Source organism: Rhodococcus qingshengii JCM 15477 (assembly GCF_023221595.1).
GTDB lineage: Bacteria > Actinomycetota > Actinomycetes > Mycobacteriales > Mycobacteriaceae > Rhodococcus_F > Rhodococcus_F qingshengii.
On sequence record NZ_CP096563.1, the window covers coordinates 5,955,995 to 5,969,025 of the forward strand.

At 62.0% G+C, this 13,031-nt stretch carries 9 protein-coding genes; 8 read left to right on the forward strand and 1 reads right to left on the reverse strand.

Annotated elements, in window-relative coordinates; all coding sequences use genetic code 11:
- Entirely contained in the window at window positions 1-603 is a 603-nt protein-coding gene (locus M0639_RS27530) for a TetR/AcrR family transcriptional regulator (protein WP_231915120.1), read from the forward strand.
- On the opposite strand, the gene pip is transcribed toward M0639_RS27530, so the two are convergent.
- On the reverse strand, window positions 591-1,550 hold the full coding sequence (gene pip, locus M0639_RS27535; RefSeq protein ID WP_064075058.1) for a prolyl aminopeptidase: 960 nt from the start codon (window positions 1,548-1,550) through the stop codon (window positions 591-593). The two genes, M0639_RS27530 and pip, sit on opposite strands and share 13 nt — an antisense overlap.
- Before the next feature lie 101 nt (window positions 1,551-1,651).
- Between pip and M0639_RS27540 the strand changes: the two genes are divergently transcribed.
- The 7 genes from M0639_RS27540 (at window position 1,652) to M0639_RS27570 (ending at window position 12,987) form a co-directional block, all read left to right on the forward strand.
- Window positions 1,652-2,110: a hypothetical protein gene (locus M0639_RS27540; RefSeq protein WP_003942982.1), complete on the forward strand. Its 459-nt coding sequence runs from the start codon at window positions 1,652-1,654 to the stop codon at window positions 2,108-2,110.
- A gap of 4 nt (window positions 2,111-2,114) precedes the next feature.
- Window positions 2,115-2,711: a hypothetical protein gene (locus M0639_RS27545; RefSeq protein ID WP_064075059.1), complete on the forward strand. Its 597-nt coding sequence runs from the start codon at window positions 2,115-2,117 to the stop codon at window positions 2,709-2,711.
- An 84-nt stretch (window positions 2,712-2,795) separates the two neighbouring features.
- Window positions 2,796-3,410, forward strand: coding sequence for a TetR/AcrR family transcriptional regulator (locus M0639_RS27550; protein ID WP_030536169.1), 615 nt, complete (start codon window positions 2,796-2,798; stop codon window positions 3,408-3,410).
- 15 nt (window positions 3,411-3,425) lie between these two features.
- The gene (locus M0639_RS27555; RefSeq protein WP_030536170.1) at window positions 3,426-4,286 is read left to right on the forward strand and encodes a 3-hydroxyacyl-CoA dehydrogenase; all 861 of its coding nucleotides are present in this window, start codon (window positions 3,426-3,428) and stop codon (window positions 4,284-4,286) included.
- Window positions 4,287-4,486: 200 nt separating this feature from the next.
- Window positions 4,487-5,530 carry a ParB/Srx family N-terminal domain-containing protein gene (locus M0639_RS27560; RefSeq protein ID WP_064075060.1) on the forward strand — a complete coding sequence of 348 codons (1,044 nt, stop codon included), beginning with the start codon at window positions 4,487-4,489 and terminating at the stop codon, window positions 5,528-5,530.
- Between the two features lie 182 nt (window positions 5,531-5,712).
- The gene (locus tag M0639_RS27565; protein ID WP_064075061.1) at window positions 5,713-11,181 is read left to right on the forward strand and encodes a glutamate synthase-related protein; all 5,469 of its coding nucleotides are present in this window, start codon (window positions 5,713-5,715) and stop codon (window positions 11,179-11,181) included.
- A gap of 33 nt (window positions 11,182-11,214) precedes the next feature.
- Window positions 11,215-12,987, forward strand: coding sequence for a sulfite reductase subunit alpha (locus M0639_RS27570; RefSeq protein ID WP_064075062.1), 1,773 nt, complete (start codon window positions 11,215-11,217; stop codon window positions 12,985-12,987).
- Window positions 12,988-13,031: the final 44 nt, after the last annotated feature.

Genomic DNA, 13,031 nt, shown 5'->3' on the forward strand with positions numbered 1-13,031 from the left:
ATGACTTCGACACCACAACGGCCCGGAGGGCGTAGTGCCAGGGTGCGCGAGGCCGTCCTGGCAGCCACGGCGGCCGAATTGTCCGAACGCGGATTCGCCGCGATGACCATCGAGGACATAGCCACCCGCTCCGGAGTCCACAAGACCACGATCTACCGGCGATGGAGCACGCTGTCCCAACTGGTGGCCGACGCGGCCGTCGAGGTATCGGCAACCACCGTTCCCATCCCGGATACCGGTTCCATCGAATCCGATCTGCGCGAGATGGCCAGATCGATAGTCGCACTGGTGAACAGCGAGTCAGGCGGCGCGTTGGTGGCTGCGCTGTTCTCCGATGCGGTCCGCACGCCCGAGGTCGCGAGACTCAAGCGCGAGTTCTATTCCGCACGTTACGAACTGGCAGACATCGTCGTTCGCCGAGCAGTCGAGCGCGGGGAGATCTCCGAGAAGGTCTCGGCCGCTGATCTTCTGGCGGCCGTCGCCGCACCCATCTACTATCGCCTGCTGGTCGCCGATCTACCCGTCGACCAGTCGGTTGCCGATCGTGCTGCTGCCGGCGCGCTCGCCGCGGCCCGCGCCGGGGCACTCGATCAGATCGAATGAGCCAGTGAATTCAGAGCTTCCACGATTGCCTCGTTGAATCCGCCACCGCCATGCCCGGCGTCGTCGAGCACCACCAACTGACTACCCGGCCACCGCTGGTGGATCGTCCAGGCAGTATCCAGTGGACCGGAAATGTCATACCGTCCGTGCACGAGAATCGCGGGAATCTCAGCGAGACGGTCCATTCCGTCCAATATCTGATTCGGCGCCAGGAAGCAGTCGTTACCCCAGTAATGCGTGACCAGCCTGGTCATCACGCGACGGAAGTCCGGATTCTGGTATCGAACACTCGGAGTCCACCCCGGCATCAGCGACACGTGCACGTCTTCCCAACGGCACCACTGCAACGCGGCATTCTCGCGCACAACAGGATCCGGATCGGCAAGCAGTCGCGCGTACGCCGCGGGGAGGTTTCCGTCACGCTCGTCCACCGGCAACGGCGCCACGAACTCTTCCCATTCACGCGGAAATACCCGGCCCATGGCACGGGTGATCCACTCGATTTCGACCCTCGTCCCGCCGGTGATCGCGCCCAGGGCCATCGCTTGCACCCGCGCGGGAAACGCCTGCGCGTACACCAGACCCAAACTCACGCCCCAGGAAAGTCCCGTCACGATCCATCGCTCGATACCGAGATGCCCACGAAGACGCTCGATGTCTTCCACAATGTGCGCCGTGGTGTTCACGGTCAGATCGACGTCCGGACTGCTCGCTAGCGGAAGACTGCGCCCACAGCCTCGCTGATCGAACAGAACTGCGCGAAAGACTTCGGGATCGAAGAAACGCCTGGCGCCGACAGTGCATCCCGAACCGGGACCGCCGTGGAGGTAGAGAACCGGAATGCCCGCCGGATTGCCGACTGTCTCCCAGTACAGACTCTGACCATCCGCCACTTCCAACAGACCGGACTCGTACGGTTCGACGGGCGGGTACAGGACAGCAGTCATAGGCGGTGATTCTTCCATCAAGCTGCCTACTCGAGTAGGCAGCACGCGGCCGAGCAATGGCCTAGCGTGGACAGGACACCACTGCGACGGGAGTACACCAGATGCGTGATGGGTTCAGGTTGCCGGGATACGGCGGCGCCGCAGTCTTCCTTCGCAGTCATGCGGTTCCCGCCACTGTCTTCGAATCCGACGTACCCACACTCGTTTTCGACGTCGGGCTGCTCAGCCCCGACCGCTTCAATCAGTATCTCAGCCGACATACGGACGACGGATTCGTCGAACGGCTGGCGGCGTTCTTCTTTCACGCGGCCGCAGACTTCCATCCCGAGAAATCGCTTCCGGCGTTCACCGACGAACGACTCGGGCTGATGATCTCGGTCTGTTCCAGCACCGATCGAGAGGTGGAACTCGACTTCTCACTCGCCGAAGATCCCGAATCGGAGGACACCGAACGCGACGAGATGACCTTCGAGACAAGCCGAGTCGTCCTCGCGACCTCGGCGCAGACGGTTTCTCGACTGACCGGTGGAGTAACCACCCACTTCGACGGGGAGTTGTAGAGACATGGGTTTTCTCTTCGAGGTTCTCGATCTTCCCGAAGGCAGTCGGATGACCGATCTGTGGAACAACACATGGGCTGAGCCGGCAATGGGCGAGGAGATTGCCTCCGGCCACTTCATTCATCTGGGCGACGATCAACACGTCGACGTGGAGACCGATTTTCTCAGTAGCCACCTACCGTTCAACGTGGCAGGCTTCGGTGGAGTCTTTCCCGACGGCAAACCTTGGATGTTCGTCATGCAGAAGGCGCCGGCGGACCTCGCGACCAGGCTTCGCGGCGAGGACGATCCGCACTCACTTCTGCGCGGATCACTCGACCGCGCCATGTCTTTCAACCCTGATGCACTGGTGGCCGAGGAATTGTCCTGGAGGCACGCCGATCTGGTGAAGGTGTACGAGGAAGAGGGAATCCCTGCGGTATCCGTCGCGGGTTGGTCGGTTGCGGATCTCCTGCGTGGCCTCTTGGCGCAGTGTTGCAACGTCGAACTTGCCGCCGTCGTCGCCGGATACCCAGAGTGCGCCTATCCCGAATCGGCGCATGCGTGCGAAGCGGACGTGTTCTCAGACGTGTTCGCCGGTTGGGTCAGCGGACTGCGGTGATGTGACGGAGGAGACTCCACCCTCCCGATATTTCGGAGTAGACTCATTTATGAGCGTGATCCGAAATGGAACGAGGTGAGCGGGATGACGAAGCCGGACCAAGAGCTGGGCCGTCGCGAACGCAACAAACTCGAGAAGCAGACACGCATCTTCGACGCCGCTGCCGAACTGTTCGCGGAAAAGGGCTACAGCGCAGTCACAACTCAAGAAATTGCCGACCGCGCCGATGTAGCCGGCGGCACTCTCTTTCGTTACGCCGCAAGCAAAGCCGAGTTGCTGCTCATGGTGTACAACGCGGAATACCGCAAGCAGATCGAATTGGGAGAAGAGCGTGAAGCCAAGTCGACCGGCACAGAAGATCGTGTGCTCGAGCTGGTTTCACCCCTGCTGATCGCAAGTCGCCGAAACGACGAGAACACCGGCATCTACCAACGCGAGGTGTTGTTCGGTGAGCCCAGCGAGTGTTTCCGGGCCGAAGGCCTGGAACTCTCGCAGCGCCTGCAAACGCGGATTGCGCAAATCTTGCACGAGGCACACCCCAACCACACCACCCGAACCACCACTGCAGCGCGAACGATTTCCAACGTGCTGCACTTCGAAATAGCCCGCGCGGCATTGGACCGGATCACGGCTGACGAACTCACGAACATCGTTGCCGCACAGGTCCGATTGACGCTTGCCGGACTACCCACCGAATAGGATTGAGGATCGAAAATGACTGAACTGAAGCAGATCACCGTTCTGGGTACCGGAGTTCTCGGCTCACAGATCGCCTATCAGACCGCCTATCACGGCTTCGACGTCGTCGCGTACGACATCAACGCCGAGGTCATCGAAAAGGCCAAGGCTCGGTTCGACTCGTTGGCCGCGGCCTACAAGGCCGAGAACGTCGAGGGTGCCAAGGAAGGCAAGGCTGACGAAGCGCTGCAACGTATTACGTACTCGTACGATCTAGGCGAAGCCGTCGCCAAGGCCGACCTGGTCATCGAGGCAATTCCCGAGGACATCGCCATCAAGCGCGACACCTACGAGAAGCTTGCCACGGTTGCTCCTGAGCACACGGTGTTCGCTACCAACTCCTCGACGCTGCTGCCGAGCGATCTCAAGGAGTTCACCGGCCGCCCCGAGAAGTTCCTCGCACTGCACTTCGCAAATCACGTGTGGGTCAACAACACTGCCGAGGTCATGGGCACCGAGTCCACCGACCCCGCCGTGTACCGCGAGGTCGTCGAGTTCGCGAAGAACATCGGCATGGTGCCGATCGAACTCAAGAAGGAGAAGGCGGGCTACGTACTCAACTCGCTCCTGGTCCCGCTCCTCAACGCGGCCTCCGACCTGCTGATCGACGGCATCGCCGATCCCGACATGGTCGACAAGACGTGGCGTATCGGCACCGGAGCCCCGTTCGGCCCCTTCCAGATCATGGACGTCGTCGGGTTGACCACCGTCTACAACATCTCCTCCCAGGGCGGCGAGAAGCAGCGCGAATTCGCCGACTACATCAAGAAGAACTACATCGACGAGGGCAAGCTCGGCGTTGCTGTCGGCGAGGGCTTCTACAACTACAAGGGCTGATCAATTGCAAGGCTGATCAACTGCAGGGCTGATCAACTGCAAGGCTGATCAACCAACCGGCTCACCGCGCGGTGGTTACGACGTGAATTCACGTGGTAGCCACCGCGCGGACGTCTGTTGTCAGTAAGTCCGAAACCACCCTGAGCGATTGTGACGCAAGCTTCTTCACGTGCGAACCCATCATCAGGAGAGATCCCCACATGCGTCGTTCCGCCATCTCGGCACTCACAACACTGGCACTGCTCGGCGCCGGAACATCGGTCAGCACTCCCGCTGTCGCCGCTCCCCTCGCGTGTGGCGGAATCTCCACCGGTTCGTTCTCAGGCTCCGCCGGCGGATCGGAGTACCTGTGCGCCAAGGAAGGTGATCTCCTGGACGTGCGCATCGGCGACGTTCACGCGACACAACCGTCACTCGGCTACGACGAGGTGTACTACAAGCTCGGGCGATACACGCTCGGAAAAGACACGATCAACAAGAAGTTCGACGACTGGTGTGAGGCGAACGGCCAGATCCAGGCCGCGACCGCTACTGCGGCGTCGACGCTGAAGGACCCGTCGTCCTTCACCTGCCAGATTCCAGTGGGTCAGGAAACCGCCGAGAGCATCGCGCCCATGAAGACCGTGGTCGTCGGACCCCGCGGCGATCTCTACCTGACCGACGGTCACCACACCCTCACGTCCTTCATCGAGACGGCCGACGGCGGTCCCGACCTTCACGTGAGACTGCGGGTTCTCGGCAACCTCAGCGGCTTGAGTGAAGGTGCCTTCTGGACCGAGATGGAGAAGAACAAGTGGGTCTGGTCGCGTGACGTCGACGGAAACCAGGTACCAGTCCAGGCTCTGCCGAAGAGCGTCGGCCTGGCCAACTTCGCCGACGACAAGTACCGCAGCTTGATGTACTTCTCCCGCGACATCGGATTCGCCGCAGGCACGATTCCGTTCCAGGAGTTCTACTGGGGCGCCTGGGTCCGCGACACCGCGCCCGTCGACCTCACCAACTGGAATCGCGATGATCTCTCCAGCTACCTGGGCACCGTGAAGTCGGTGACCAAAGCACAGACAGCGTTGACAGGCGATGCCGTCGTCGACAGCGGATTCACTGCCACCGATCTTGGCGTCCTGTCGGCCTGGAACGACGGCAAAGCCGAGTCCAAGGGCGAGTTCGCAAAGCTGTCCAAGCCGTACACAGACGACAAGCCGGGCAAGATCGCCTACGCACTTGCCTACAAAGCAACCCTCTGACCTGCTCAGATCCAAGTCACACCAAGCAGACTTGACTAAGGTAAGCCTCTACTCAGTAGTCTGAACCCATTCGGGTGCCGCTTCATCGAAGCAGCGACGCCCTGCCCTGACGGAATACATGCCGTCGTATCTGCCCGGTCGAACAATCTCCGGGCAACCAGGACAGGGAGAAGGTTGCTGCAGTGAGCACGTCCATCGTCGGTTTGTACGACCCCGCAGATGACAAGAGCAGTTGCGGGGTCGGGTTCATCACGCGCAAGGACGGCGTGCAGACCCACGATGTCCTGATCAAGGGCCGCGAAGCGCTCTGCTCGGTTCCGCACCGCGGCGGTATGTCCTCCGAGGGCGTCGGCGACGGCGGCGGTGTCTCGGTTGACCTCTCCCTCCGGTTCTTCCGCAAGGTCACCGGGCGCTCAGATCTCCGCGCCGGCCACTTCTGCGTCGGCAACTTCTTCCTTCCGGACAACGATGCTCAGCATGCTCGTGCAGCCGCTCTGGTGGAACGCGAACTTCTGGACCGAGGCTTCACCACCCTCGCTGTGCGCAACGTGCCGGTCGACGACTCGGCGATTCGGCCGGCAGCCATCGCGCATCAGCTTCCGATCAGGCAGTGGATTTTCGAGGTCCCCACTCCGCGTCCCGAGCCTGCGGTTGTCGATCGCCTCGTGCACGAAGCTCTGCTCGCCATCGAAGCCATCGCGTACAACACCCCTGCACTACGCGGGTTGTACCCACTCTCGCTCAGCGCGCGAACTCAGGTTCTCAAGGGTCGCTTGAACTCCGACGAAGTGATCCCGTACTTCCGCGACCTGGTCGACCCCGATCACGCCGTGCACACGATGTACTTCCATACGCGGTTCTCGACCAACACGGACCCGCATCCCACGATGGCGCAGCCGTTCCGGTTCATGGCTCACAACGGAGAACTGAACACGGACAAGAAGAATCGGCTCTCCGAAGCTGCTGTCGCCAGTGCAAAACGACGTGCGATCGTCCGTCCGCCCGGCCAGTCCGACAGTTGCCGACTCGATCAGACCCTGGAAGCACGCGTCATCGAGGACAGTGTCGACCTGGTGACGGCTGTGGTCTCGATGACGCCGCCTGCCTGGGAAAACGACACCACCCTCTCCCCCGCAGTGCGTGCGATGTTCGAGTACTTCTCGCTGTACGAGGAGAAGAACGACGGACCGGCAGCGCTGGTGTTCGGCGACGGCACCATCATCGGTGCGCGCCTGGATCGCCTCGGTCTGCGTCCACTACGCACGATCGAGACACACGACTACGTGTGCGCATTCTCCGAAGCCGGACAGATCGCGTTCGCACCCGAGACGGTGATTCACCGTGGCCGCGTCGAGGCCGGCGGAATGTTGTACTTCGATCATCGCGATCGCCATACCTACACTGCCCGCGAAGCTCTGGAAAAGATTGCCGCTCAGCGCGACTACCGGTCGTTGCTGGAGCAATCGCGAATCCTGATCGAAGACATTCCCGCCGTGCCAGCGGAGAAGGTCAGCTCCCCGACCCGCTACAACGGCACCTTCGAGGTTCATCAGCGCTACATGGCGTACTCCCTGGATCAGGAAAGTTTCAAATTCCTGATGGATCCGATGCTCACGCACGGAGCCGAAAAGGTCTCCGCCATGGGTTACGGCAACGCCATCAACGCATTCAGCGACCGCGAAGGCGGCGTGGCTCGTTACTTTTCGCAGCGATTCGCCCAGGTAACCAACCCTCCCCTCGACAGCATCCGTGAAGCGGACGGTATGACTCTCAGGGTCGCATTGGGTGCGAAGATGTCTCCCGGACAGGGCAAGCAGATCGTCATCGCCTCGCCGATCCTCGGGCACCTGGACATGCTCAAGATCCGCGAACAGAACCACACTCCGCACCGCCGCTTCGAAATGCTCTACCCCGCCGAGGGTGACGCGCAGGCAATGGTCGACGCGATGACCGCGCTCGGCGACGCTGTTGTAGCCTTCGCGGCCGAACAGGGCGGAATCGCAGTCCTGACCGACCGCCACGTATCTCACGAGCGCGCAACACTTCCCGCGATCATGGTCGTCGGAGCATTGAACCAACGCCTCATCGACGCGGGCCTGCGATTGCGCGTCTCTCTCATCGTGGAGAGCGGCCAGATCGAGTCCTCCCACCACGTTGCGGCCGCACTCGGTTTCGGCGCTTCCGCCGTCTACCCGCTGTCCGTTCAGTTGCGAGCCGAGGAGAAGTTCGCCGCTGACCCGGATGCCGCGTTCCGACGCTTCGCGAAGGCCGCCGAGAAGTCCCTGATGAAGACGATGGGACGCGTCGGTCTGTGCACCGTCGAAAGCTACATCGGCGGAGAATTTTTCGAACCCAACTTCCTCGATACGTCCGACCCTGTTCTGCGCCAGTGGTTCCCCAACATGAAGTCACCGGTGGGTGGCGTCGGTTTCGACACCGTCGCGGTGACCTCGAAGCAGTGGCACGAGCGTGCGAGCGCAGTCGGGGGCGAGAAGGATCTGCCACTGCTCGGCCTGTTCAAGGAGCGTGCAGACGGCGCAGGGCATTCGTTCGGTACCACCGCGGTCCGTAAGTACGTCGAACTCACCGAAGAGAAGATCGCGTTCGACAGTCCCTCCGGAACAGAACAATTCGAGGCTCTACGTCTACTGCCGCTCGGACGGCTCGACGACGCCTTCCGCCTCGACGCCGGGGCATACCGGGCGACGAGCTTCGACCGGTTGACCACCGAGCAGATCGACGACTTCGACATCACCGCCGGGTACCGGGACTTTTCCACTGTCATGGCTGCGGAACGATCGCGTCGTCCCGCCGCGTTGCGCGATGTCATCTCCGTGCCCGGTGATGTCACATTTGCGGTGACGACAGCCGAGTTCACCGACCAGATCAGCCGATTCTCGGTGCGCGGCAATAAGACGATCGTGATGCGTGGAATCCGGTGTGAATCTGCCGCGGACGGCCGGTACACACTTAGCCTGGACGGTCCACTGGCCGACGACACCGCTCGGGTGGTAGCACTCGGCGATGCTCTTTCCGTCGCCTTTGCCGACGACGTCACCATCGAGGCCACCGACCCGGATCTGGTGCTGAATGCAACCGGTATTGCGGCAGAGTTCCTGTCCAAGCTGAGGGTCGCACCGGCAGGTGTACCTCTCTCCGAGGTACAGAGTGCAAGCGACATCACCCCGAAGTTGGCGTCGGGTGCCATGAGCCATGGCGCACTGAACGCTCCGGCGCACGAAGCCGTCGCGCACGGCACGAACATGGTCGGTGCGATGTCCAACAGCGGCGAAGGCGGCGAACACCTTTCGCGCTACGACACGATTCGTGCATCGCGCATCAAGCAGTTTGCATCCGGACGCTTCGGAATCTGGGCGGGCTACCTCGCCGATCCGATGCTCGAAGAGATCGAGATCAAACTCGGCCAAGGCGCAAAACCCGGTGAGGGCGGGCAGCTTCCGGCCGCCAAGGTCACCGTCGACATCGCTGCCGCCCGCGGCGGAACGCCCGGGGTCGAACTGGTTTCGCCGCCGCCTCACCACGACACGTACTCCATCGAGGACCTCGCTCAGCTCATCCACGACTGCAAGGCAGCTCGCATTCGGGTGATCGTGAAGTTGGTGTCCTCGGAAGGAATCGGCACCATCGCCGTCGGTGTCGCCAAGGCCGGCGCCGACGTCATCAACGTCGCCGGAAATACCGGTGGCACCGGCGCAGCTTCGGTGACCAGCCTCAAATACGCGGGTCGTGCGGCCGAGGTCGGTATCGCGGAGGTCCATCAAGCTCTGTGTGCCAACGGCCTTCGCCAGAAAGTCGTTCTGCGATGCTCGGGCGCGCATCAGACCGGCAGCGACATCATCACTTCCGCCCTACTCGGCGCAGACAGCTTCGAGTTCGGTACGTCGGCGCTGATGATGATGGGCTGCGTCATGGCCAAGAACTGCAACATCAAGTGCCCCGCCGGTCTGACCACCAACCCGGAACTGTTCGACGGCGATCCCCGCGCGATGGCGCAGTACCTTCTCAACATCGCTCACGAAACTCGGGAACTGCTCGCGAATCTGGGAATGCGGTCCCTTCAGGAAGCGCGGGGTCGAACGGATCTCCTGCATCTGCTCGATCACCCGTCTATTGTCGGCAATCTGAAGCTGGACGCGATGTTCGAGTCCGCCCCGGACATCACCATCGACAATCCTGTGTACCTCGAACGTGAGTACGCGCTCGACGAGAAGATCATGGACGAGGTTCGTACGGTGTTCTTCAACCGTGGCGAGGCCTCGGTCGCCGTGTCCGGACCTGAATTCGCCGAAGGTGCACTGCACCTGGGTAACCGGAACAAGAGCGTCGGTGGTCAGTTGGCGATCGACCTCGAACGCGAACTCAACTACGGAGCGCCCGGCCTTCTCGCTCCGGGAGTACTCACCGACGAGCGTGGGCGACGCTACCTGGCGCCGGGCAGCGTGCGCGTCCTGACGACCGGATCTGCGGGCCTGTCGTTCGGCGCATTCTGCAACGACGGCATGCACCTGGAACACACCGGGACATGTAACGACGGCGTAGGAAAGAGCATGAGCGGCGGCGTGATTGCCGTGCGCAGCCCAGGCGGCGGCTCCAGTGACGCCGGTGGAAACGTGTTGATCGGCAACTTCGCACTCTTCGGCGCCACCGGTGGACGAGTGTTCGTCGAAGGTGAAGCAGGCGATCGCTTCGCAGTTCGTAACTCCGGCGCCAGTGCTGTCGTAGAAGGTGTCGGAGACTTCGCCGGCGAGTACATGACCAACGGTGCTGTCGTGAATCTCGGCGAGTTCGGCAAGGGTGTCGGCAACGGCATGAGCGGCGGGTTCTTCTACCAGTACGACCCTCGCGGCGAACTGGCACTGCGAGCAAGTACCGATTCCGTACTGCTGGGTTCGATCACCGCTGCGACCGATCCTCTGGCCGCCGTCCACAACCACGCGGTACAACTCCTGCTCGAACTGCATGTGGAAGCAACGGGATCCGCGCTCGGAACCCGACTACTCGAGAACTGGGAAGTCGAACAGCACTCGTTCGTCTACGCCATGCCCAAGGCATTGATGCTTTACCAGGACAGCGATGCAATCCTGGCTGCGAAGTCGCACAAAGAGCTTCTCGAAGAATTGGCGTCCGCCATCGCAGCACGTCAGGTCCGCACGTTCAAACTCGCAGTGCGCGATGGGCGCCCCGCACTGAACGGAGCAGTCCCCGCCTATGGCGAGACCGATACCGCGACGATGTATGCGCTGCTCAGTGCGTACACCGTGCTTCACTTCGCACAACAACTCGCCGCCGCCCGCACGCCGGGTGCGTCCGGACCCGACGATCCAGCAGTGCAGAAGGCGGCCCGAAACCTGGTGCTGACCGAGGACTTCGCCCTCGTCCAGCACTTGGTCAAGTACTCGAAAGAGATTCTGGCCGACTACGACGACGAACAGTTGGCTGCGCTGATTGCAGCCAAGCGGGTCGACGACTACAAGCAGGCGCTGAGCCTACGCAACGTGTTGGCCATGGACAGCCCGGCGACGTACGGGTGGATTCTGTTTCAAGACAACAAGAATCGGGACAAGCTCGGATCACTGCCGAACTTCGACGAACTGTTCGCTTCGCGCACGATCCCCGACCTGGTGTCCTGACCTCCTCCCCCGAAAGTAGGTGAGCTTCAAATCATGGAAATCCCGTACATCCCCGAATACGCACCGTTCACCGGCGACCAGCGCGCGTGGCTTTCCGGATTCCTGGCCGGTCTACACTCGCGAACTGTCATGTCCGGTCAAACCGGTACTGCAACAGCGACAGTGGAGAGAGCTGCCGGCGCAGCCGTGCACATCCTTTACGGAAGTCAGACCGGCAACGCGGAGTCCTTGACTGAAGACGCAGCCGCAGCTGCTCGTGCCCACGGTCTCGAACCACTTGTCGCGGGTCTGGACACCGTGGATATCAATGCACTTTCCGCCATGCGCCGGGTGCTCGTCATCACCTCCACCTACGGCGAGGGCGAGATGCCCGACAACGCGCAGCTGTTCTGGGATGCAGTCGAATCCGAGAGTGCGCCCCGGCTGGAGGGTCTCTACTTCGGAGTACTCGCACTCGGTGACACCAGCTACGACGGGTACTGCCAGTCGGGAAAGAACATCGACGCCCGCTTCGAAGCGCTCGGCGGGACCCGGGTTGTCGACCGCACCGATTGCGACGTCGACTACGAGGATCCGGCGGCCGAGTGGATCGTTCGGGCCGTCGCTGCGGTGGCCGGTGTCGACGGTGATGCGGGGGCCGCTGCCTCGCCGGTTGCGCCCGCTCAGACGAAGACCAAGTCCCAGTGGACTCGCAAGAACCCCTATCCTGCAACCGTCCTCGCCAACCGGCTGTTGTCCGGCGAGGACTCAGCCAAGGAAGTCCGCCACTTCACCTTTGCGCTCGGCGAGGACGGTCTGGACTACGAGGCCGGAGATGGATTGGGCATCCGCCCGATCAACGACCCCGCCCTCGTCGAGGCGATCATCCATCAGCTCGGTGTCAGCGGCGATTATGTGGTTACCGCGAAAGACGGCTCGTCCGCACCGTTGGACCAGGTGTTGACCAGCGACTACGAGATCTCCATTCCCTCGCGCGATTTGATCGAAGACATCGCCCGACGCAGCGGCGACGCCGAACTGCAGCATATTCTCGACACGGAAGATCGGGAAGCGCTCGATGCGTGGCTGTGGGGCAAGGACGTTCTCGATCTCCTCCAGTTGGACAACAGCATTCGCCTGAATCCCGAGGATCTGCTTACACTTCTTCGCCCGCTGCAACATCGGGTCTATTCGATCTCCTCCAGCCCGCTGGCCCACGACGGCACCGTCCATCTGACGGTAGCGAGTGTGCGCTACCGCTCGGGCGAGCGGGACCGCGGCGGCGTCTGCTCGACGTACCTGGCGGACCGCGTAGGCGAGGGCGATCGGGTCGGAGTTTTTGTCTCCAAGAATAATTCGTTCCGCCTACCAGCCGATGACGCTGTTCCCGTCGTGATGATCGGCCCCGGAACCGGCATCGCACCCTTCCGCGCTTTCCTGCACGAGCGTCGCGCGCGCAACGCGTCGGGGCAGAATTGGCTCTTCTTCGGCGATCAGCATCAGTCGAGCGACTTCATCTACGAGGACGAGTTGAACGGGCTGACCCGTGACGGTGTCCTGACTCGCCTCGATCTGGCCTTCTCGCGCGATCAGTCCGAGAAGATCTACGTCCAGACTCGTATGCGCGAGCAGGGCCGAGACTTGTTCGACTGGCTCGAAAACGGTGCGCACATGTACGTCTGCGGCGACGCCACTCGGATGGCAAAGGACGTCGACGACGCATTGCACGAGGTCGTCGCCGAGCACGGTGGGTTGGATGCGGACGCCGCCGAGGATTACGTCAACAACCTCAAACGATCGAAGCGGTACCTAAGGGATGTCTACTGAGATGTGCCCGCACCGTGGCGAATGTCGTTGCGCAGCTTTGGCAC